Origin of the sequence: Mycetocola saprophilus (assembly GCF_000718085.1) — a bacterium.
GTDB classification, from domain to species: Bacteria; Actinomycetota; Actinomycetes; order Actinomycetales; family Microbacteriaceae; genus Mycetocola; species Mycetocola saprophilus.
Genome location: NZ_JOEC01000002.1, coordinates 543484 through 564470 on the forward strand (window position 1 = coordinate 543484; position 20987 = coordinate 564470).

General features: G+C 68.3%; 19 protein-coding genes. 9 read left to right on the forward strand and 10 right to left on the reverse strand.

Annotated elements, in window-relative coordinates:
- Positions 1-77: 77 nt before the first annotated feature.
- Both IE92_RS0108375 and IE92_RS0108380 read left to right on the forward strand, forming a co-directional pair.
- On the forward strand, positions 78-1034 hold the full coding sequence (locus tag IE92_RS0108375; RefSeq protein ID WP_030148048.1) for a DUF1254 domain-containing protein: 957 nt from the start codon (positions 78-80) through the stop codon (positions 1032-1034).
- Positions 1031-2389 carry a DUF1254 domain-containing protein gene (locus tag IE92_RS0108380; RefSeq protein WP_030148049.1) on the forward strand — a complete coding sequence of 453 codons (1359 nt, stop codon included), beginning with the start codon at positions 1031-1033 and terminating at the stop codon, positions 2387-2389. The genes IE92_RS0108375 and IE92_RS0108380 overlap by 4 nt, the downstream gene beginning before the upstream one ends.
- 49 nt (positions 2390-2438) lie before the next feature.
- Here the strand turns inward: IE92_RS0108380 and IE92_RS0108385 are convergent, their stop codons facing one another.
- From IE92_RS0108385 to IE92_RS0108395, 3 genes are all read right to left on the reverse strand, one after another.
- Positions 2439-3590 carry a globin domain-containing protein gene (locus IE92_RS0108385; protein ID WP_030148050.1) on the reverse strand — a complete coding sequence of 384 codons (1152 nt, stop codon included), beginning with the start codon at positions 3588-3590 and terminating at the stop codon, positions 2439-2441.
- Between the two features lie 157 nt (positions 3591-3747).
- Positions 3748-4200, reverse strand: a complete 453-nt coding sequence (locus IE92_RS0108390) for an RrF2 family transcriptional regulator (protein WP_030148051.1) — start codon at positions 4198-4200, stop codon at positions 3748-3750.
- 94 nt (positions 4201-4294) lie between these two features.
- A complete protein-coding gene (locus IE92_RS0108395) occupies positions 4295-5587 on the reverse strand; it encodes a GAF domain-containing protein (protein WP_051701680.1) in 1293 nt (430 codons plus the stop codon).
- Positions 5588-5863: 276 nt separating this feature from the next.
- Between IE92_RS0108395 and adhP the strand changes: the two genes are divergently transcribed.
- Positions 5864-6877: an alcohol dehydrogenase AdhP gene (gene adhP, locus IE92_RS0108400; protein ID WP_030148053.1), complete on the forward strand. Its 1014-nt coding sequence runs from the start codon at positions 5864-5866 to the stop codon at positions 6875-6877.
- Between the two features lie 143 nt (positions 6878-7020).
- Here the strand turns inward: adhP and IE92_RS0108405 are convergent, their stop codons facing one another.
- The 3 genes from IE92_RS0108405 to IE92_RS17295 form a co-directional block, all read right to left on the reverse strand.
- The gene (locus IE92_RS0108405) at positions 7021-9258 is read right to left on the reverse strand and encodes a heavy metal translocating P-type ATPase (protein ID WP_051701679.1); all 2238 of its coding nucleotides are present in this window, start codon (positions 9256-9258) and stop codon (positions 7021-7023) included.
- 64 nt (positions 9259-9322) lie between these two features.
- Complete coding sequence (locus tag IE92_RS0108410) at positions 9323-10159, reverse strand: siderophore-interacting protein (RefSeq protein WP_043321592.1); 837 nt, start codon at positions 10157-10159, stop codon at positions 9323-9325.
- Positions 10160-10378: 219 nt separating this feature from the next.
- Complete coding sequence (locus IE92_RS17295) at positions 10379-10873, reverse strand: CBU_0592 family membrane protein (RefSeq protein ID WP_051701678.1); 495 nt, start codon at positions 10871-10873, stop codon at positions 10379-10381.
- Between the two features lie 125 nt (positions 10874-10998).
- Between IE92_RS17295 and IE92_RS0108420 the strand changes: the two genes are divergently transcribed.
- On the forward strand, positions 10999-11907 hold the full coding sequence (locus IE92_RS0108420; RefSeq protein WP_030148057.1) for a LysR family transcriptional regulator: 909 nt from the start codon (positions 10999-11001) through the stop codon (positions 11905-11907).
- A 44-nt stretch (positions 11908-11951) separates the two neighbouring features.
- Here IE92_RS0108420 and IE92_RS0108425 read toward each other — a convergent pair whose 3' ends face one another.
- Both IE92_RS0108425 and IE92_RS0108430 read right to left on the reverse strand, forming a co-directional pair.
- Complete coding sequence (locus tag IE92_RS0108425) at positions 11952-12269, reverse strand: type II toxin-antitoxin system RelE/ParE family toxin (RefSeq protein WP_051701677.1); 318 nt, start codon at positions 12267-12269, stop codon at positions 11952-11954.
- Positions 12266-12514, reverse strand: coding sequence for a ribbon-helix-helix domain-containing protein (locus IE92_RS0108430; protein ID WP_030148059.1), 249 nt, complete (start codon positions 12512-12514; stop codon positions 12266-12268). Before IE92_RS0108430 ends, IE92_RS0108425 begins: the two co-directional genes overlap by 4 nt.
- Positions 12515-12666: 152 nt before the next feature.
- Between IE92_RS0108430 and IE92_RS0108435 the strand changes: the two genes are divergently transcribed.
- On the forward strand, positions 12667-14097 hold the full coding sequence (locus IE92_RS0108435; protein WP_245601246.1) for an adenosylhomocysteinase: 1431 nt from the start codon (positions 12667-12669) through the stop codon (positions 14095-14097).
- Positions 14098-14172: 75 nt separating this feature from the next.
- Positions 14173-14985: an IclR family transcriptional regulator gene (locus IE92_RS16615; RefSeq protein WP_051701676.1), complete on the forward strand. Its 813-nt coding sequence runs from the start codon at positions 14173-14175 to the stop codon at positions 14983-14985.
- Here IE92_RS16615 and IE92_RS0108445 read toward each other — a convergent pair.
- Both IE92_RS0108445 and IE92_RS0108450 read right to left on the reverse strand, forming a co-directional pair.
- Positions 14982-16268: a cation:proton antiporter domain-containing protein gene (locus tag IE92_RS0108445; RefSeq protein ID WP_043321590.1), complete on the reverse strand. Its 1287-nt coding sequence runs from the start codon at positions 16266-16268 to the stop codon at positions 14982-14984. The genes IE92_RS16615 and IE92_RS0108445 overlap by 4 nt on opposite strands.
- Positions 16269-16334: 66 nt before the next feature.
- Entirely contained in the window at positions 16335-17399 is a 1065-nt protein-coding gene (locus tag IE92_RS0108450; protein WP_030148063.1) for a GTP-binding protein, read from the reverse strand.
- 78 nt (positions 17400-17477) lie between these two features.
- Here IE92_RS0108450 and ykgO point away from each other — a divergent pair, with 78 nt between their 5' ends.
- The 3 genes from ykgO to IE92_RS0108465 all read left to right on the forward strand — a co-directional run bounded on the left by ykgO (position 17478) and on the right by IE92_RS0108465 (position 20908).
- Entirely contained in the window at positions 17478-17600 is a 123-nt protein-coding gene (gene ykgO / locus IE92_RS0108455; protein WP_030148064.1) for a type B 50S ribosomal protein L36, read from the forward strand.
- Positions 17601-17705: 105 nt separating this feature from the next.
- Entirely contained in the window at positions 17706-18824 is a 1119-nt protein-coding gene (locus tag IE92_RS0108460) for a GuaB3 family IMP dehydrogenase-related protein (protein WP_030148065.1), read from the forward strand.
- A 317-nt stretch (positions 18825-19141) separates the two neighbouring features.
- Positions 19142-20908: a glycerol-3-phosphate dehydrogenase/oxidase gene (locus IE92_RS0108465; RefSeq protein WP_081863940.1), complete on the forward strand. Its 1767-nt coding sequence runs from the start codon at positions 19142-19144 to the stop codon at positions 20906-20908.
- Positions 20909-20987 lie beyond the last annotated feature (79 nt).

The following is a 20987-nucleotide window of genomic DNA, read 5'->3' on the forward strand; positions in this document are numbered from 1 at the left end:
CTTTTTCATCCACCATGCATGAGACCCACGTCAGTGTTTGATACCCACATCAGTAATCGAGACCGAGAAAGAAGACCATGACCGCGACCCGGGTAACCGTCGATAATTTTGTTCGTGCCGAATCCAACCGGATGTTCGCCGCGCTGCTGGCTGGGACGCCGGGGGTGGGACACTGGGTGCACCACCGTGCCCCGTCCGCGCTGGATGACCAGCGGGTCATTCGCCAGAACCGCGACACCCTCTACAGCTCGATCATCCTGGACGTGAGCGCCGGGGCCACCCTGACCCTGCCCGATGCGGGCGGGCGCTACCTGTCGGCCGCGCTGATCAGCCAGGACCAGTACACGCCCCGGGTATTCCACGAGGCGGGAACCCATGAGATTACCCGCGCCGAGGTGGGCACCGACTATGCGCTGGTGGCCGTCCGGGTACTGGTGGACCCCGAAGACCCCGCGGATGTGGCCGAGGCCAACCGGGTGCAGGACGGATTCGCGGCGAGTGCCGGGGCCGCGCGGGCGTTTGAGCTGCCCGACTACGAGCCCGAATCCCTGACTCGGACCCGCGATGCGCTGCTGGAATTGGGGCGCGGATTTGCCGGATTCGATGGCGCCTTTGGTCCGCGCGACGAGGTGGATCCGATTCGTCACCTGATCGGCGCCGCCACCGGCTGGGGAGGCCTGCCCGAGAGCGAGGCCTTCTACATCAACGTGGACGATTCCCTGCCGCTGGCCGGCTACGAACTGACCCTGCGCGATGTTCCCGTGGACGCGTTCTGGTCGGTCTCGCTGTACAACGCCGAGGGCTACTTTGAACCCATCGAGGGAACCCTGACCAGCGTCAACAGCGTGACCGGGGAGGCAAACCCCGATGGTTCGGTTACCGTCCGCTTTGCCCCGGCCGCCACGGGCGCCCCCAACGAGCTGGGCATCATGCCCGGCTGGAACTACCTGGTGCGCTTCTATCAGCCGCGCCCCGAGATCGTGGACGGCACCTGGGTGCTGCCCGCCCCGACCCGCACGGAGTCCGCAGCATGAGCACCGAACCTCGCCCCAGCGCCTATCTGTTCCACTACCCGCTGGTGGAAAACCTGCGTCAGGTGACCCGCTATCTGACCACCGGCATCGGGTCCAATCCCGCCGCCCAGGCCAACACCTTCTCCCATGCCCGCACCCTCGCCGGGCCGCAGGACACGTTTGTCACGATCAACAACGACACCGTCTATTCGATGGCGCAGCTGGACCTCTCGGTCGGGCCGGTCCGACTGGACACCCCCGAATTCGGTGAGCGCTATTTTGTGCTGCAGTTTGTGGACGCCTGGACCAACAACATCGCCTATGTGGGGACCCGGGCCACCGGTAACGCCGCCGGATCCTTTTTGATTGTGCCCCCGGGATGGAGCGGGGAGAGCGACCTGCCCCTCATCCGCGCCTCGACCGATATCATCTCGATCGTGGGACGGTTTGCGTGCACCGGGCCCGCGGATCTGCCCGCGGTGCACCGGCTGCAGGACGCGACGCTGCTGACCCCGCTGGATCCGGACGCGAGTGGACGGGGCATCCCCGAGGTCGCGGCAACGGTAAGACGTGCCGAACCCGAAGCCGAAGCGGAGGCTGCGACCGACACCGAACCGGGGGCTGAGGCCCAGGATGCAGCCCGAGCCGCGGCCGATGCCGAGGCCGCACTGTTCTGGCGTCAGGCCGCGGCCTGGGCCGCCCGCTTCCCGGTGTCCGAGGCCGATGCGGCGCTCGCCGCCGAGTATCCGATCCCCACCCCGGACCGGTATACCGAGACCTTCACCCAGGGGGTCGCCGACCTGGAACTCGCCACCACCACGGGGGATTCACCGTTCTTCAACGGCTGGGGTGTGGGCATGCACCTGTTTGACTACAACGTGCACGTGCTGGGTCTTGGCACCGTCGCGGAGCCGCGCTGGCTGACCACCGATCCTGATCGCCGCGTCCTCGACCGGGCGATCAGTTGCCGGCTGGGCCTGTGGGGTAATCACGCCTATGAGGCCGTGTATGCCCAGGCATTCACCGACATCACCGGGGCACCACTCGTGGGGGAATCCACGTATCGGATCCACTTCCCGGGTCGCCCGCCGGTCGGCGCATTCTGGTCGATCACCCTGTACGACATTCCCCGCTACTACCTGGTGGACAACCCGATCGACCGCTACTCGATCGGCGATCGCACGGCGGGGCTGCACGTTGGACCGGACGGATCGCTGGACGTGATCCTCTCCCATGTCGAACCCACCGATCCCGAGGCGCGTGCCAACTGGCTCCCCACCCCGGCGGAACGGTTCCGGCTGGTGATGCGCTTCTATATTCCGGGCAGCGAGATCCTCGACGAAACCTATGCCTATCCCGAGATACGGGCGCTCTAAACCCAAAAGGCGGGCCGGTGATCACGATCACCGGCCCGCCTTTTGGCGGCTAGTCGACCTGCGGCAGCCACACGTCGGGGCCGAAGATTTCGTAGTGCACCCGGCTGGCGGGCAGGCCCAGGGCCAGCGCCTGCTCGCGGATGCGGCGCATGAAGGGCTGCGGTCCACAGACAAACAGCTCGGCATCGGCGGGAATGTTGTGGTCGGCCAGTTCGATGGCGAGGCCGCTGCCCTCGCCCAGCCAGGTGTGCACGCTGGCACCGGGCAAACGGGCGATGTCGGTCATCATCTGATCGCGCAGCGCCCACACCTCGGGGGAGATATCGGTGTGCAGCACGTGGACGCGTCGGGGGGATTTCGCCAGGGCCAGGGTGCGCAGCATCGAGGCGCTGGGGGTTGAACCGATGCCCGCGGAGACCAGGATCAACGGGTGATCACCCGCGGGGAGGACCACGTCGCCGTAGGGGTTGGAGAGCTCCACCACGCTCCCCACGGGCATCCGGTCCTGAAGGATCGGGGAGACGGCACCGTCGTCGCGGCGTCGGCTGGTGATGCGTCGCTCGGCCCCGCCGGGGCTGGTCAGGGTGAACTGCCGGGCCTGGTGAATGCCCGAGTCCAGGAGCACCTTGACGCTGACGTACTGGCCGGGTCGGGCCGGGGTAATCGGGGTGTCATCGGCCGGGGTGAAGGTGATGTTGACGGCGTTGCCTACCTCGATCCGCTCGGAGATTGTCCACGGCATCCACACCCGATCATTCGCCTGGCTCGCGTAGAGATCGCGTTCGAGCTTGATCAGGGCGTGAGCCATCAGCCAGTACACCTCGCTCCAGGCGGCGGCGATCGGCGCGGTGATGGCCTCGCCGAGGTCGGCGGCGATGGCATCAAACAGGTGGGTGTAGACGATGTCGTACTGGTCGGGGGTGACCCCCAGCGAGGCGTGGCGGTGGGCGATGCGCGAGAGCAGGGCCTCGGGGTAGGTGCCCGGGTTGTTCAGGAGGTGGGTGGCAAACACGGCGATGCTCCCGGCGAGGGCCCGCGGCTGCTCCCCGGTGCCCTGATTTGCGGTGTTGAACATGCCGTCGAGCAGCTCGGGGTGGGCGGCGAACATGCGCTGGTAGAACGCGGGGGTGATGAATTCGATCCGCTCGGCAATCAACGGCAGGGTCGCCTCGATCAGCGGACGGGAGGTGGAGGAGAGCAAGGTTTCCCTTTCGGTTGAAACGGGCATCATTTGCGCATTTGTAATGCGTACATGAGCAGCTTGCTGCCTCCCGGCATGGTTTTCGAGGGTGCTGGCGGATCCTGATGCCTGCGTTGGCGCACCAACTTGGACCAGGCGGTCCGGTTTGACGGCTGGCCTAGACGGGGGTGCACACGGGCGGCGGCGGAAAGACCAGCGCGATCTGCCGGGGCGTGGGCAAATCGACAATCAGGTGGCGATCCAGCGACCGATAAAACGCCTCCCGGGCCTCGGCAAGGATGGTTTTCAGCGCACAGTCGGCGATCAGTGGGCAGCGATGACCGTCGGTGCTCACACACTCGGCCACGTCGGTGCGGGGATCGAGGCGGCGCAGGACCGCCCCCACGCTCGCGGCCCGCCCCGCGGCGGTCAGCTGGGCACCGCCGTAGCGACCGCGAGCCACCTCGACCAGGCCGAAATCGGAGAGCCGCGAGATGGCCTTACTCAGGTGGGTCACCGGTACCTCGATCACCTCGGCGACCTCGCGGGCCGTGCGGATCTCGCCGGGAGGCAGCGCCGCAAGCATGACCATCGCCCGCAGTGCGGCGTCGGCAAACATGCTGAGTTTCATGCCGTCAGCATAGGCAGCGTCCGGATCCTCCGGGCGGGACTGTCGGATACCGCATGCCGCGGCGTCCTATGGTCTCGGGGCGCGGAGGTGAGGATTATCCGTGTGGCGGTCCGTCGAGTTCATCGGTGATGCGGGTGATCTCGCTCAGCACCCCGGCCCGCCGCGGCGAGCACGCGGGCAGCAGCTGGAGGCACATCCGCCACACCTCAAGATCATCGATTCCGTGCGGTCCACGGGCGAACTCCAGCAGGGGCTCCACCGCGGCACCCGCCAGCAGAGACTCGCGCAGCCGTTCCCGCACCTGGTCGCGGATGGTCAGGATCCCCGGGGCGCGCGAGGAGGGCAGCACATCTCCGGTTAGCGCGGCGAGTGCCTGCCGGTGAGCCCCGCGATCCAGCAGACACAGCACCCGGCGTACGTCGCTGTCCAGCCCGGGGTCCAGGCGGTAGGGCCGGGTGCCCAGCGTGGTGACCCCCACCGAGGCGAGGACCCGGCGAAGCCTGACGATCTCGGCCCGCAGGGTGACCAGGGGCGCCTCGCGCTCATACAGCAGATCCGCCAGGCGTTCGGCGGTGAGTCCCTGCGGGTGCCAGGACAGCAGGGTCAGGATCTCGGCGTGCCGGGCGCTCAGCCGGGCCTCGCCGTCGGGGCCCCGCAGGATCCCCAGGTCCCGTCCCAGAACCTCCAGGCCAAGGGCGCGGGACGGCGTCGCGTCCGAGGACGGCACCCGAGCGTGAGCGCGCGGGGCTACATCCGCGGACAACCCCTCGGCCAGCAGTCGTGGCGTGCCGCCGCTCACACGCAGCCGGCGCACCAGGAGCTCCTGTTGCAGCGCATACGCGGTCGCGATCAGCAGGCGCTCGCCATGGGTGCGAATGTTCCCGGTGCGATCGGTCAGGTCCAGCACCCCGAGCACGGTGCCGGTTTCGGGATCGCGCAGCGGCACGGCCAGGCAGCTCCAGGACCGTGCCGACCAGGCAAAGTGTTCGCCGTGGTGCACCCGCACCGGACGTTCGAGCGCGAGCGCGGTGCCCGGGGCGCTGGTACCCATCGCGGCCTCGGACCAGTCGGTTCCCGGGAGGAAGGACATCGACTCGGCCGCGGCCCGCAGATCGTGGTCGCCCTCGACCCACAGCAGGGTCCCGTCGGCATCGCCGAGGGCCACCAGGGCGTCACCGTCGCGTGCATTTTCGCCCAGCAGGAGGGCTCGGGCGATCGGAATCAGGCCGGTGAGCGGGCTGGCCGCGCGTCGATCCCGCAGCTCGTCGGGGTCGAGTAGGCGGCGTCCGGGACCACCGGCCGGATCCACCCGGTGTGCGGCCGATCGGCTCCACGACTGGCGGACCAGCTCGCTCTGCCCGGGGGTGGAGGAAACCGTAGACCACACAACTGTGTCCCTTCGCCGTGCTCTGGACGACCCCGATGGTCGCGACCCTGGGCCCGCCGACAGGGTGGTCACACCCCGGATGGCGGGCAGCGCTCATGGCCAGTCTAGGGGAGCACCGACGGCAAAAACAGCTTTTCATGACATCGGTTATAGGTCGCAATCGATTGCAACCTGGGCGGTTCTAGCATGGGGGTGACCAACGGGTCATCGCCCCGAATCCGTCATCACGGTGGGGTGAATCATTTCCATACGATTGGAGTAAACGTGTCGAACACGATGCGCGCCGCCGTCGCCCACTCCGCCGGGGCACCCCTCACCATTGATCAGGTCACCGTCCCGACTCCGGGGCCGGGCCAGGCGCTGGTGAAGGTTCTCACCACCGGGGTCTGCCACACCGATCTGCACGCCGTGCAGGGGGACTGGCCGGTCGCCCCGAAGTCCCCGCTGATCCCCGGGCACGAGGGTGTGGGCACCGTCGTCGCCGTGGGCGAGGGCGTCTCCGATCTGGCCGTGGGTGACCTCGTGGGCAACGCCTGGCTGTGGTCCGCCTGTGGCACCTGTCAGTACTGCCGCACCGGGTGGGAGACCCTGTGCGAGAAGCAGCAGAACGGCGGCTACTCGGTGGATGGCAGCTTCGGCGAGTACATGCTCGTCGACGCCACCTACGCCGCCCGCCTGAATCCCGACGTGGACCCGGTGGAAATCGCCCCGATCCTCTGCGCCGGCGTGACCGTGTACAAGGGTCTCAAGGTCACCGACGCGCGTCCGGGCCAGTGGGTCGCGATCTCCGGAATCGGCGGCCTCGGCCACATCGCCGTGCAGTATGCGGTGGCGATGGGCTTCAAGGTTGTGGCCATCGACGTGGACGACGCCAAGCTGGAGCTCGCCCGTCACCACGGCGCCGTGGTGACCGTCAACGCGCTGACCGAGGATCCCGCCGCCGTGATTCAGGAGCAGACCGGCGGCGTCCACGGCGTGCTGGTCACCGCCGTGCACCCGCAGGCCTTCGCCCAGGCCCTGGCGATTGCCCGTCGCGGTGCCACCATCGTCTTCAACGGCCTGCCCCCGGGGGACTTCCCCGCCAACATCTTCGACATCGTGCTGCGCGGACTCACCATCCGGGGATCGATCGTGGGAACCCGTCAGGACATGATCGAGGCCGTTCAGTTCTACACCGACGGCAAGGTTGTACCGACCGTGGAGACCGCCAAGCTGGACGACATCAACTCGGTGTTTGACCGGATGAAGCGTGGCGCGATCGATGGCCGCATCGTGATGGACCTGCGCTAACCCGCGCCTGGCTCGCGAGCGCCCGGACCCCGCGTCACCTCGGTGGCGCGGGGCCTTTGTGTACCCTGTCGGGTGGGGTCGCCGGGCCCGGTTGGCAGGCACGGTGAGAGACTCCGGTTGGCGTCCTCGGGCGGTGGCCTCGGTTAGCGGGCTCGGCCGCGTGTGCGGGCAGCCCGAACCCCGGCCTCGGGGGAGAGGTCGAGGCGGCGCAGCAGCTGGGCGTTGGCGGCCACGATGATCGTGGACAGCGACATCAGGATCGCCCCCACCGACATCGGCAGCACAAACCCGATCGGCGCGAGCACCCCGGCCGCGAGCGGGACCGACAGCAGGTTGTAGCCCGCGGCCCACCAGAGGTTCTGGCTCATCTTGCGGTAGCTGGCGCGGGAGAGCTCGATCACCGAGAGGACCGAGCGGGGATCGTCGCTGGCCAGGATCACCCCGGCCGAGGCGATGGCCACATCCGTGCCCGCGCCGATCGCGATACCCACGTCCGCCCGGGCGAGGGCCGGGGCATCGTTGACGCCGTCGCCAACCATTGCCACGACCCGTCCCTCGGCCTGTAGCTCGGCCACCCGGGCCGCCTTGTCCTCGGGACGCACCCCGGCAAACACCCGGGTGATGCCGAGCTCGGCGGCGACCGCGTGCGCCACCGCCTCGGCATCCCCGGTGATCATGACCGGTTCGATGCCCAGGTGCTGCAGCGCCTCCACGGCCTCGCGGGATTCCGGGCGGACCTCGTCGGCGAGCTTGAGCGCGCCGATCACCACCCCATCGGCGAGCACGTGCAGGATGATCGCACCCTGCGCGCGCCAGTCATCCGCCGTGGGAAGCTCCGGTGCCTCATACTCACGGAGCAGTCCCGGACCGCCCACGCCGAGCTCCCGCGCGCCCACCCGGGCCCGCACCCCCAGCGCCGGGGCGGAGGTAAAGTCGCTCGCGCGTTCCAGGGTGAGGTGTCGCTCGCCGGCGGCCGCCACGATGGCGCGGGCCAACGGATGCTCGGAGTCCGACTCGGCCGCGGCGGCCAGCGCCAGCACCGCATGCTCGTCGAGCCCGGCACCCTCGGTGACCGCGATCTCCTCGACCCGGGGTTCCCCGCGGGTCAGGGTTCCGGTCTTGTCAAACAGCACGCTGCCGACCGCGCGCATGCTCTCCAGGGCGAGCCAGTCGGTGATCAGGATGCCGCCGCGGGCCGCCCGCTCGGTGGCGATCGACACGACCAGCGGGATCGCCAGACCCAGCGCGTGTGGGCAGGCGATGACCAGCACGGTGATCGTGCGCACCACCGCGTCATCGGGCATCCCGAGCAGGGTCCAGACCAGCGCGGTGAGGACCGCGGATCCCAGCGCGAACCAGAACAGCCAGCCGGCGGCGCGATCGGCCAGGCGCTGGGCGCGGGAGGACGAGGCCTGGGCATCGGCCACCAGGCGCTGAATCCCGGCCAGGGCGGTGTTTCCGCCCACCGCGGTGACGCGGACCCGCAGGCCCGAATCGGTGGCCACGGTGCCGGCGATTACGGTGTCTCCGGGGGCGCGATGTACCGCGCGGGATTCGCCGGTGATCATCGACTCGTCCATGTCCGCGGACCCGGATTCGATCCGCGCATCGGCGGGGACCCGGCCGCCGGGGCGGACGATCAGCAGATCGCCCACGGCGAGGACGCTCGGGGAGACCCGCTCGAGCCGCTCGGCCCCCGGTGCGCCCGCATTATGCCCGTCGTGCGTGGAGGCGGTGGCTTCGATGACCCGCTCGGCCTCGTCGGGCAGCAGGGCCGCCAGCGAGTCCAGGGCCGAGGAGGTCTGCGCGAGGGAGCGCATCTCGATCCAGTGCCCCAGCAGCATGATCACGATCAGCAGCGCGAGCTCCCACCAGAAGTCCAGCTCATGGCTGATCAGCCCGAGACTCGACCCCCAGGACGAGAGGAAGGCGACGGTGATGGCCAGCGTGATCAGGAGCATCATGCCCGGCTTGCGGGCTCGCAGCTCGTCCACCGCTCCGGTCAGGAAGGGCTTGCCGCCCCAGACGTACATGACGGTCCCGAGGATCGGGGACACCCAGGTGATTCCGGGGAGATTGGGCAGGTCATAGCCGAGGATGTGGGCAAACATGCCCGAGAGGGTGACAACAGGGAGGGCGAAGACCAGCATGATCCAGAACAGGCGACGGAACGCGGCCACGTGTCCGGCATGCCCGCCGTGACCCGCATGCTCGCCGTGACCCGCATGCCCGCCGTGACCCGCGTGGCTCTCGTGATCCTCGTGCCCGCCGGAGGCAGGCTCGACAGGGACGCCTCCCCGTCCGTGCTCGGAGTGGGCGTGGTGGTGCGGATTCTCTCCGGTACTCCCGGGAGAGCGCTGGGTGTTCTGCTCGTCGGTCATGGCACCCAGGCTATACCCCCAAGGGGTATACGTCTAGGTGTGGGTGTTCGCCCCGAGCGATGTCCTAGGCGGGGAAAATCTTGCCGATCGGCTCGCGCTTTTCGGCCTGGAAGCGGTCCTCGGCGCGGCCGTGAGCCCAGTAGCCGGAGAGCGAGAGCTGGGAGCGGTCGAGCTCACGCTCGGTAATGAACACCTCGCGTAGCGCCTTCATCGATTCGCGCTCGCCGTGGGCAAACACGTGCACACGGCCCTCGAGCCAGGCGAGGGATCGAACGGCGTCGGCGAGTAGGCGCGGGGTGTCCTCGGTGCGCTCGCCGCGGATGATCCAGTGGACGGCCACGCCGTCGGGACCGGCGAGGGTCGGGCGGTCATCCTCGGATTCGATCTCGACCACGACGATGCCGCGGGCGTCCTCGGGGAGGGATTCCGCCGCCGCGGCAATCGCCGGGAAGGCCGACTCGTCGCCGACAAACAGGTGCCAATCGGCCTCGAGGTCGGGGGAGTAGGCACCACCGGGACCGGCGAAAACCACGCGGTCGCCGAGGGCGGCGTTCGCGGCCCAGGGGCCGGCGAGGCCCTCGTCGCCGTGCACCACGAAGTCCACATCCAGGGTGCGCTCCTCGGCGTTCACCCGGCGCACGGTGTAGGTGCGGGTGACCGGAAGGTCCTCGGGGTCGAGGGTTTCGCGCAGCGCGGCCACGTCGTAGGGCGGCTCCAGCTCAAGCTCGGGCTTGGTGAAGAAAATCTTGATGTACTTATCGGTGGCGTCGTTGGAGACAAAATCGTCGAACCCGGGGCCACCGAGGGTGAGGCGCACGAGGTGCGGGGTCAGCCAGTTGCGCGCGACCACCTCAAGGACGGTCTGCGGGCGTGCGGGGCGAGGCGTAGGGGACGTGCTCATAATGCTCATTCTGCACCGTCCCGGCCCGAATTGCACGAACGGTTGCTCATTTTTCGCCTGACCCACGTTCGAGGGGTGTCTGATAGGCGGGCAAATTGATCAAACAGTCCCGGAATCACGCCGCACCCGGCACCCTATGCGCGGGTATGGGACAACATGCACGGGGATGCACACGGCCCCCGCGTGCGGCCATGCCGAACGCGGGGGCCGTGCGATTCGCTAGACGCTGATCGACACGCGGCCGGTGTCGGTGCGCTCGTGGGCGGCGTCCGTCAGGGCCTCGCGGCGGGCGTGCTCCTCGGCGAGCATCGCCGCGGTGATGACCGGGATGGCCACGGTGGGCGGCAGGATCTCGTCGGAGTGGTCGGACTGCTCGCCGATCACGGGCACGGTGCCGGTTCCGGTGGAGGTGATGGTGGGGAGGGCGTCGGTCATCGGGTCGCTTGCGGCCGAGCGGGCGCGCTGCCGGGCGCGACGCACCAGCATGACCGAGGCCTGCAGCCCGATCACGATCCAGATGCCGTTAACCACCGCCGAGGGCCACGCGCCGTTGGAGGCCGCGCTGATCAGCAGCATGCCCGCACCCACGATGTTGCCCACCTGGAACCAGGGTGAATCCGCGGCGAGCTTGCCCGCGCTGAGCAGGCCGTAGGCGGCGACGGTGAGGATGGCGCCGATCCAACCGGCGGCAACGATGAGAAGCGAGAAATCCACGGGGTACTTTCGGGGGCAGAGGATCGAGTGGGGGTGGCGGCAATTGGGGTGCCGAGAAATAAGTTTCGGTGATTTCCGACCTAAGTACAAATAACGTTTTGTGATCTTGGACATAAGCTTTACTTATGGCAGACATTGATTCGACCCGACTCACCTTTTTGCTCGCCGTTGCCCGGCACGGCAGCATCCTGGCGGCCGCCGATTCGCTGCATGTGACGGCGTCCGCGGTGTCCCAGCAGATCTCCCGTTTGGAGCGCGAACAGGGGGTCGCCCTGCTGGATCGGGGACCGCGCGGGGTGACCCTGACTCTCTCGGGAAGGATCCTGGTGGAGGCCGCCGAAAGCATCGAGCGTGAGCTCACCGATGCGCGCGGGCGTTTGATCGAGGCGCAGCAGGAGGTGACCGGATCGGTGTCGATCGGGGCGTTTCAGACGGTGCTCTCGGGGTTGATCGTGCCGCACCTGGCGCAGCTGCTGGACTCCCTGCCCGGAATCGAGCTGCGCCTGCACGACGCCTCAACCCTGCGCCTCCCGCGGATGCTGCGCAGCGGGGAGGCCGACCTGATCATCTTCGACCGCGAGCTCGATGAAGGCTCGCCCGCCTACACCCGGGACGTCCCGCTGCTGGATGATCCGTGGCGGCTCGTGGTCCCGCAGGCGACCCCGGCGGATCTGAGCCTGGATGAGCTGGTGGCGCTGCCCTGGCTCGGGGTGGCCGCCGAGGGGGCATCGGCTCGGGCGGTCGAGCGGGCGCGGATCCGGCTGGGGGTCACTTCCGTGCCGGTTCACGGTTACGAGGACTTCCCCGCCGCCCTCTCGCTGGTTTCGGCTGGGCAGGGGGTGACCCTGCTCCCCGATCTGGCGCTGCAGGAGGCGCTCCCGGCCGGGGTTTCGGTGCGCGAGATGCCGGGCCTCGGGACTCGCTCGCTGACCCTGCGTCACCGCGCGACCAAGCGTGAACCGGTCGCCGCCACCGCGATCGTGATCGACGCCCTGGTGCGCCTGGCGCGTGACTGGCAGGCTTCGCGGGTGTAGGGGTGCGCTAAGGCCAGCGGCCGCCGCGACGGCGCGATTGCGGTTCAGCGGTGAGCGAGAGCATCAAAAATGTCGCGCTGGGTATTGAGTACGCGATGAACCCGAAGGACGTCGGACTCGCCGGTGTAGAAGACGGTGTAGGGAAATCGTTGCAGGGTGATGCTCAGCAGGTCGGGGATTCCCGCATCCTCCGCGAATCGGGCGGACCCGAGTGAGGGGTGCTCGGCGAGGAGTTCCAGTGTCGCTTCGAGGGAATCGACGAAACGGAGGGCGGCATCGTTCGCCTCGTGTTCAATGTAATAGTCGACGGCGGCGTCGATGTCGTGATCGGCGCTCAGCGTTGTGATGATTCGACGCCTCATGAGGAGGAATTTCGCGCATCGGTGATGCGCGAACGGAGTCGGTCAAAGTAGGCCTCGTTGATTTCGGACCCCGAGCCCGACGAGGCTCCCTCCAGAATGAGTGCCCGGAATTCGGAGCGCGCCTGCTCGCGGCGAATGAGATCACGCATGAACTCGCTGGCGTTGCCATAGCGTGCGTTGTCGCCAACCTGGGATTCCACGAACTGCTTGAGCGATTCGGTAAGGGAAATGTTCATTGAGGCCATAACCCGAGACTACCAACGATGGCAAAGATTGCCATCGTTATTCGATAAACTCACGGTTTGGTTTTCATAGAAGAAATTAAGTTGCGTATGTGAGGAGTGAGTGTCAGACTCGAACCGACCGGGGCAGTCCCGGTCGGAACCGAGGAGCACCCGTGAGCACGACCCCTGACACCGCCGTCACCCCCATCGACCCGACCCCGGCAGCCGAGCTGGCTGCTCTCGACAACGCTGCCGTCTCGTCGGAGAGCGTTGTTGGGACCGCGCCGAGTCGCGCCGAGCTGGCTGCTCGTGAGGACGCTGCCGTCGCGTCGGAGAGCGTTGTTGGGACCGCGTCCAGCCGCGCCGAGCTGGCTGCTCGTGAGGACGCTGCCGCCGCGGCGGAGAGCGTTGTTGGGACCGCGCCGAGTCGCGCCGAGCTGGCTGCCGCCGGAGAGCGCCGCATCGCCTGGATTCGCACCCGGATGGGCATGCTGGCGAACCTGCGCGAGCGCTTTGCCGCCGAGCGTCCGTTCGAGGGCATCACGATCGGGCTGTCGCTGCACGTGGAACCCAAGACCGCGGTGCTGGTGGAAACCCTGGCCGCCGGTGGTGCCCGCATCGTGGGAACTGGTAACCACGGGTCGACCCAGGACGACGTGGTTGCCGCGCTGCAGGAGCGCGGGATGACCATCTTTGGCCGGCGCGACGACTCGATCGAGGAGCACCACCGCAACCTGGCCCGCACGATCGCCGAACGCCCGCAGATCCTGCTGGATAACGGAGCGGACCTGGCCGCGCTCGCGGTCACCGAGGGGCTTTCGGGATCCCTGATCGGCGGCACCGAGGAGACCACCTCGGGGGCGTTCCGCCTGCGCGAGGAGATGAACGGCGAGGTGCCCTTCCCGGTGATTGTGATCAACGACAGCCCGCTCAAGGCCATCGGCGAGAACAAGCACGCGGTGGGGCAGAGCGCGGTGGAATCCTTCATGCGCCTGACCAATGTCCAGGTGCCCGGGCGTCGCTTCGTGGTGGCCGGATACGGCTGGTGTGGACGCGGAATCGCCCAGTACCTGCGCGCGCTGGGTGGCCGGGTGTCGGTGGCCGAGGTGGACGAGCTGGCCGCCTATGAGGCCGCGTTTGACGGATTCCGGGTCGCGCCGCTGGCCGACCTGGTGCCCTCGGCCGACGTCATCATCACCGCGACCGGCCGCGCCGGAATTCTCACCGCCGAGCACTTTGATCTGCTGCGCGACGGCACGATCCTCGGCAACATCGGCCACTTCCCCTGGGAGATCGACGTGCCCGCGCTCACCGCGGCGGGCACCGTGGCCCCGGTCACCGAGGAGATCGACGCGGTCACCCTGGACGAGGACCGCACCGTCTATCTGCTGACCGGCGGGCGCATGTACAACCTGGCCGGAACCGCGCCGCGCGGCAACTCGATCGAGTCGATGGATGTGGGCTTCATGATGCAGGCCCTCTCGCTCGAGCGGATCGCCCTGCACGCGGCGAACCTGCCCACCGGTCCGCAGCCCGTCCCCGATGACATCAACCGCGATATCGCCCGGCAGACCCTGACCCTGCTCGGCAGCTCGCTCGCCTAGGCCCGCGCAGATGGGCGACCGATGAGCGTCGGGCCCACGCGGGAAACCGCGGCGGGATCGGTACACTCGAACACTATGAGCATCGATCCCGCCGCGGCGTCCCCGGCCGAGTCCGCGCCCGCCTACGCCGCCCCGGCGGTGGAGAAGGCGCTCGACATCCTGGAGTTTCTGGCCGAGACCCCGGGGCCGGTGAGTCAGCAGGCGATCGCGCAGCGCACGGGCAGGTCTGCCGCGCAGATCTTTCGGGTGCTCAGCGTGCTGGAGCGTCGCGGCTACATTGCCCGGGACGAGGGCTCGGGACTGTACTCGCTGAGCCTACGACTCTTTGAGCTCGCCCACCGGCACGATCCGATTCGCTCGCTGGTGTGGCTCGCGCAGCCCATCATGCGTCGCCTGGCCACGAGCGTGGGGCAGTCCTGCAATCTGGGGTACCGGGCGGGGGATCACCTGGTGATCCTGGCCGAGTCCGCCGGGCCCGGGGACTTTGGGTTCCGGGTGCGGGTGGGGGCGGAATTTGACCTGCGCGGCACCAACGCCGGTCGGGTGCTGCTCGCCTTTGCCGGTCCCGGCGGGGCGGGCGGCACCGATTCGGCCGCCGCGGAGGATCCCGCGTTGGCCGAGACCCTGGCGGTCATCCGCGCGGCCGGCATCGCCGAGCAGCCCGATGGGCTCTACCCCGGGGTCACCGATCTCAGTGCCCCGATCCTCTCCCGGGAGGGGGCCGCCCTCGCCTGTCTGACGGTGCCCTATGTGGCCACCTCGCTGAGCACCCATCCGGCCGGTTTTGTGCGCGACGAGCTCCTGGCGGCGGCCGCGGCCATTACCGAGCTGCTCGCGGGTGCCGATGCGAGCACCCGCGATATCGCCGCCCCGTCGAGCGGGGCCTAGCCGGATACCGAGCCGCGCCGGCGGCCCCATCCGTCGAGCAGGGCCGGGGCGATCACGCCGTGGATGATGACGCTCCCCACCACGGTGGCGACGGCGACCACCAGCACAAAGTCGGCCTCCATGCTGCCCGAGGGCAGCGCGTTATAGGCGATCAGCGTGAACACGATGGAGGCGGTTCCGCGCGGGCCGAGCGCGCCGATCAGGAGCCGGTCGCGGCGCGGCACGGTGCTCCGCAGCAGCGAGAGATAAACCGGGCCGATGCGCAGCACCGTCAGCGCGAGTACCGCGAAGACGATGAGTCTCCAGTCCACCCCGCCCGAAAAGGCCACCAGCATGGTGCCGCCCAGCATGAACCAGACAAAGTTGGTGGTGAGCACCCCCACCTCGTCGATGAACCGCAGTTCGGTGTGCGGGATCGACCGCACCTCCATCCCGCGAGTTCTCATGATGCGATACGCGAGCCCGGTCACAAACGCGGCCACGAAACCGTTCGCATTTATCTCGGGGATGCTGGTGGTGATTCCGAAGGCGATCAGGGGGAGCAGCATGGTGACCAGTCGGATCCCCGCATCGCTGGCCCACCCGGCCCGGTGCAGGCGTCGCACGGCCAGCCCGAGACCGGTTCCCAGTGCGATGCCCACGGCGATGGCCGCCAGGATGGAGGGCGCGGCGTTCACAAACACCCGGGCGAAGTCCTCGATGCCCTGGTCGAGAATCCTGTTCTGATCCCCCGGCTGCGCGTCGATCGCCTTGGTGATTGCCACCGCCATCGCCAGCGACATTCCAAAGAACGGGGCAACCAGTCCGTCGTTATACCCACCCTCGATGGTCAGGATCGAACGTACCCGCGGGGGCAGGCTACCCAGTTTTAGCATGCGGGCGGCGGGGGCCAGATCGATGGGCATCACGATGCAGGCGATTACCAGAGCCACGAGCAGGGCATCGGGGATTAGGAAGACGCTGACCACCGCCGCGAGCAGGATGGAGAGGGGGAGCGCGATGAGCAGGAGGCGGAGCGTCGCGTTTCGTTCCCCGCCGAACAGCCCCCGCCCGCGCACCTCCATCGCGTCGGTGAAGAGCAGGATGGCGAGGATGAGCTCGACCACGTTTGCGCTCACCTGGGTGTCGATCGCCTCGGCAAACGCCGTAACGTTCCATCCGGTGGTCAGCGCACCGAGGGCGATCAGCGCGGCCGGACCCGCGATGCCCCAGCGCTCGAATCGGTGGGACACGAGTGACCACAGGGCAACGGCCGCGAGTCCGATAAGCACCAAGGGGGGCAATGCACACTCCTTTGACCGGGGTGGATGCCCGACTGCATCCGCGGCTAGCTTACCCGGGCGCTCGCCCTAATCCGCGGTATTTTCGGCGGGGGACCAGGTGGGGAACGGGTCGGGGAACCGAGCCCAGGCCTCGGGTCCGGCCTCGAGCTCGGCATCGGTGAGGGCGGCCTCATCGAGCGCGCGGGTGAGGGCATCGAGGTCAAGATCGAGCCCGATGAAGGCCAGATCCTGGCCCACGGACATGAGTTCCTCGGCGGCCGGATGATCGTCGATGCCCACCAGGCGGTCGTGATCCGAGAGGACCTGGAACGCGATCGTGCACCCCACGTGCTCCCACTGCATCGTCTCGCCGGGACGGGTGGCGAAGCGGCAGAATCCCGAGGAGCGGACGATCAGTCCAAATTCGCCCGGTTCGATCCGGTCATCCAGCACCCGTTGGAGCCGTCCGGGATGGAGCGGTCGCAGCTGCTGGTAGTGCAGCGAGCAGACGCGGCGGTCGGTCATATGCGGGGTGGCATCGTCGTTGAGGATGCCGACCCATCCCGCGCGGTCCTGGGCGGCGGCGTACGCCGGGCCCGCGGTCAGCGGATCGATACTGCTCACGTGCAGGCGCAGCCGGGCCCGCGGGCTCAGCGTGCTCACCAGCGCCATCACGGTCGAGAGGTCGGGGGTGCTGAGCACGTCCCAGTTGACCAGCACGATGGTCGAGGCGTACTCGAGCTGGGTGACCGTGAGGAGGGCGCGTGCGGTGAACTCGCGGGGCTGGCCAGCTCGGGTGCGGGCGGTCACGATGAAGTCTTCGGCGGCCAGATCATCCAGCAGGTGGGCGGCATCCACCACGCAGATGACCGCGCCCAGGCGGGTACCCGCGGCGGGGTCGGTGAGGGCACCGATGAGGTCGATCGCCGAGGCCGTGGCCGGACACTCGACCACAACCCCGGCCGAGACGTCCACGCGGGCCGTACCCTCGGCCGCGGTTTCGGCCCAGGTGCGCGCATCCACGGCGGATGGACGGCTGAGGTGGGCGGCGGGAATCAGCGTGCGCCCGGACTCCTCCGCCAGCCTGCGCGCATACAGCGCCCGTTCCGGCGCGCACGCCCCGACCACCGCAACCACGTCTACCCGATCCACCGATTCTCCCTTGTTGTTCTCCGACGCGGATCGTCGGTGTATGTTAATGATAACAGTTCTCAATAGTAAGGAAGTTCGATGAAGGTTCGTTCGTCGCTCAAGTCGCTCAAAAACCAGCCGGGATCGCAGGTGGTTCGTCGCCGCGGCCGCACGTTCGTGATCAATAAGCTCAACCCGCGCTTCAAGGGTCGTCAGGGCTGACCGGGCGGCGGGGTTCCGGACGCGGAGCCCCGCGTGTTCCCGCGGCTGTTGGGCAAATGCGCGCACTCGATGGGCCGAGCCGCCCGGGCACGGTAGGCTATACGGGTGAGTAATGAAATTGAGATCGGTGTCGGTAAGCGCGCCCGTGGCGTATTTGGATTCGACGATGTTGCCATCGTCCCGGACCGGCGTACCCGCGATCACCGCGACGTCTCGGTGAGCTGGGAGATCGACGCCTTCACCTTCGACACCCCCTTCATTGCCGCCCCCATGGACTCGGTGGTCTCACCGACTTCGGCCATCACCATCGGCAAGCTCGGTGGCCTGGGAGTTCTCGACCTCGAGGGCCTCTGGACCCGCTACGAGAACCCCGAGCTGCTGCTGGCCGAAATCGCCGAGCTGCCCGCCGAGCGTGCCACCAAGCGCATGCAGGAGATCTACTCCGCCCCGATCATCCCCGAGCTGGTGACCGCGCGCATCGCCGAGATCCGCGCCGCCGGTGTCCCGGTGGCCGCCGCGCTCTCGCCGCAGCGCACCCAGGAGCTCTCCGACACCGTGGTTGCCGCGGGCGTCGACATCTTCGTGATCCGTGGCACCACCGTGTCCGCCGAGCACGTCTCCAAGGAGTCCGAGCCGCTGAACCTGAAGAAGTTCATCTACGAGCTCGACGTGCCGGTCATCGTGGGTGGCGCCGCGACCTACACCACCGCCCTGCACCTGATGCGTACCGGTGCCGCTGGTGTGCTGGTGGGCTTCGGCGGCGGTGCGGCCTCGAATACTCGCGCCACTCTCGGAATCCACGCGCCGATGGCCACCGCCGTCGCCGATGTGGCCGGCGCTCGCCGTGACTACATGGTGGAGTCCGGTGGACGCTACGTGCAGGTCATCGCCGATGGTGGCCTGGGTTCCTCGGGCGACATCGTGAAGGCCATCGCCTGCGGTGCCGACGCCGTGATGCTGGGCACCACCCTGGCCCGCGCGACCGACGCTCCCGGACACGGCTTCCACTGGGGTGCCGAGGCCTACCACCCGCAGGTCCCGCGTGGCCGCCGCGTCGAGGTGGGCACCGTGGGGACCTTCGAGGAGATCTTCCACGGCCCGGCATCCAGCTCCGAGGGCACCGCGAACCTCACCGGCGCCCTGCGTCGCGCGATGGCCACCACCGGATACTCGGACCTCAAGGAGTTCCAGCGCGCGCCGCTGGTCACCCGCCGCTCGATGTAGTTTTGTGGCCTCGGCCGGGCCTGTGCCCGCCGCGGCTCGATGTAACACTTTTGTGGTGTTACGACACCGCTCACGAATGCGTCGTCCCCACTTCGGGGCGGCGCATTCGTGGTTTTCCGCGGGGGATCGGGCCATACGCGGTGCACGCCGCGTGGTGTCGTTCCGCACGCTCGGTAATTGCTCAGAATTTCGAGCGGACCCCTGGTTTCTGCCTGCGTGACTGGCTAGGCTCGGTGGTGGCGGTGTGACCGTTCCGGTCGCCCGCAATCAGCTTGGCCGGAATCGGCTTGCCGGTTCCCACCACCGAGGGAGGGCACATGGCAGCGGAAAAAAAGTCCACGAAGTCGACGGCGGGACAGGGATCCCGTGCGGAGGAGCCGCGGCGTGTGGGGCTCGGCCCGGAACAGCGTTCGGCGGCGATCGAGGCACTCAAGGAGCGTGAGCTCGACGTTCTTGTGGTGGGTGGCGGAATCGTGGGTGCCGGATCGGCACTGGACGCGGTCACCCGTGGCCTGAGCACCGGAATCCTCGAGGCCCGCGACTGGGCCAGCGGAACCTCCAGCCGCTCCTCCAAGCTGGTGCACGGAGGCATCCGCTATCTGGAACAGCTCGACTTCCGTCTGGTGCGCGAAGCCCTGATCGAGCGTGGCCTGCTGCTGCAGCGTCTGGCCCCGCACCTGGTGAAGCCCGTGCGCTTCCTCTACCCCTTGAACCGGCCGGTGTTTGAGCGCTTCTACATCGGTGCCGGCATGATGCTGTACGACATCTTCTCCTACACCGGCGGCCGTCCGCCGGGGGTGCCGCACCACCGGCACCTGAGCAAACGACAGGTGCAGCGGGCGATCCCGTCGCTGCGCAATAACGCGTTTGTCGGCGGCCTTACCTACTACGACGCCCAGGTGGACGATGCCCGCTATGTGGCCTCCCTGGTGCGGACCGCCGCGAGCTACGGCGCGCATGCCGCGAGCCGCGTGCGGGTCGAGGGCTTCCTCAAGGTCGGACAGCGGGTGGTGGGCGTGAAGGCGCACGACCTGGAGACCGGCGAGCACTTCGAGGTGCGCGCCAAGCAGGTCGTGAACGCCACCGGTGTGTGGACCGATGACACCCAGGCGCTCGTGGGCGAGCGCGGCCAGTTTAAGGTCCGCGCGTCCAAGGGCATCCACCTGGTGGTCCCGCGCGATCGCTTCCAGTCCAACATGGGTCTGCTGCTGCGCACCGAGAAGAGTGTGCTGTTTGTGATTCCCTGGGGTCGGCACTGGCTGATCGGCACCACCGACACCGACTGGGACCTGGACAAGGCGCATCCCGCCGCGACCGCCGCGGATATCGACTACCTGCTGGAGCACGTCAATAAGATCCTCGCGGTCCCGCTCACCCGGGACGATGTCGAGGGTGTGTATGCGGGACTGCGTCCGTTGCTGGCGGGCGAGAGCGATCAGACCTCGAAGCTCTCGCGCGAGCACATCGTGACCCACTCGGTCCCGGGACTCGTGGTCGTGGCCGGCGGAAAGTGGACCACCTATCGGGTCATGGCCAAGGACGCGGTGGATGCGGCGGTGGATGCGCTGGATGGCAAGATCCCCAAGTCCGCGACCGAGAACATCTCGCTGGTAGGGGCCGAGGGCTATCAGGCCGCGTGGAATAAGCGCGCCAAGATCGCCCGTGCGTTCGACGTGCACCCGGCCCGGATCGAGCACCTCCTGAACCGCTACGGAACCCTCGCCGATGAGGTCCTCGACCTGATCCGTGAGCGTCCCGAACTCGGGGAGCCGCTGCCCGGTGCCGACGACTATCTGGGTGCCGAGGTTGTCTACGCGGCCACCCATGAGGGTGCGTTGCACCTCGATGACGTCCTGGCCCGCCGCACCCGCATCTCGATCGAGGCGTGGGACCGCGGGGTCTCGGCGGCCCCGGTGGCCGCCAAACTCCTCGGCGACGCCCTGGGCTGGGACGCTGCCCGCGTGCAGAAGGAAACCGACCTGTACCTCGAGCGGGTTAAGGCCGAGCGCGCCTCCCAGGAGCAGCCGGACGACGTCTCGGCCGACCGCGTGCGCCTGGAAGCCCCCGAGGTGGGCGAGGCATAGACATCACAGTGAAACGCCCTCCTCGGATTCGAGGAGGGCGTTTCGGTTGAGATTACGGTTTTCCGAGACTCCCTGGACG

Excerpts from the sequence above, each read along its gene's own strand:
- IE92_RS0108465 (WP_081863940.1), top strand. The coding sequence starts at position 19,142 with ATGGCAGCGGAAAAAAAGTCCACGAAGTCGACGGCGGGACAGGGATCC.
- IE92_RS0108420 (WP_030148057.1), top strand. The coding sequence starts at position 10,999 with ATGGCAGACATTGATTCGACCCGACTCACCTTTTTGCTCGCCGTTGCC.
- IE92_RS0108430 (WP_030148059.1), bottom strand. The coding sequence starts at position 12,514 with ATGGCCTCAATGAACATTTCCCTTACCGAATCGCTCAAGCAGTTCGTG.
- IE92_RS0108425 (WP_051701677.1), bottom strand. The coding sequence starts at position 12,269 with ATGAGGCGTCGAATCATCACAACGCTGAGCGCCGATCACGACATCGAC.
- adhP (WP_030148053.1), top strand. The coding sequence starts at position 5,864 with ATGCGCGCCGCCGTCGCCCACTCCGCCGGGGCACCCCTCACCATTGAT.
- IE92_RS0108375 (WP_030148048.1), top strand. The coding sequence starts at position 78 with ATGACCGCGACCCGGGTAACCGTCGATAATTTTGTTCGTGCCGAATCC.
- ykgO (WP_030148064.1), top strand. The coding sequence starts at position 17,478 with ATGAAGGTTCGTTCGTCGCTCAAGTCGCTCAAAAACCAGCCGGGATCG.
- IE92_RS16615 (WP_051701676.1), top strand. The coding sequence starts at position 14,173 with ATGAGCATCGATCCCGCCGCGGCGTCCCCGGCCGAGTCCGCGCCCGCC.
- IE92_RS0108405 (WP_051701679.1), bottom strand. The coding sequence starts at position 9,258 with ATGACCGACGAGCAGAACACCCAGCGCTCTCCCGGGAGTACCGGAGAG.
- IE92_RS0108390 (WP_030148051.1), bottom strand. The coding sequence starts at position 4,200 with ATGAAACTCAGCATGTTTGCCGACGCCGCACTGCGGGCGATGGTCATG.
- IE92_RS0108380 (WP_030148049.1), top strand. The coding sequence starts at position 1,031 with ATGAGCACCGAACCTCGCCCCAGCGCCTATCTGTTCCACTACCCGCTG.
- IE92_RS0108410 (WP_043321592.1), bottom strand. The coding sequence starts at position 10,159 with ATGAGCACGTCCCCTACGCCTCGCCCCGCACGCCCGCAGACCGTCCTT.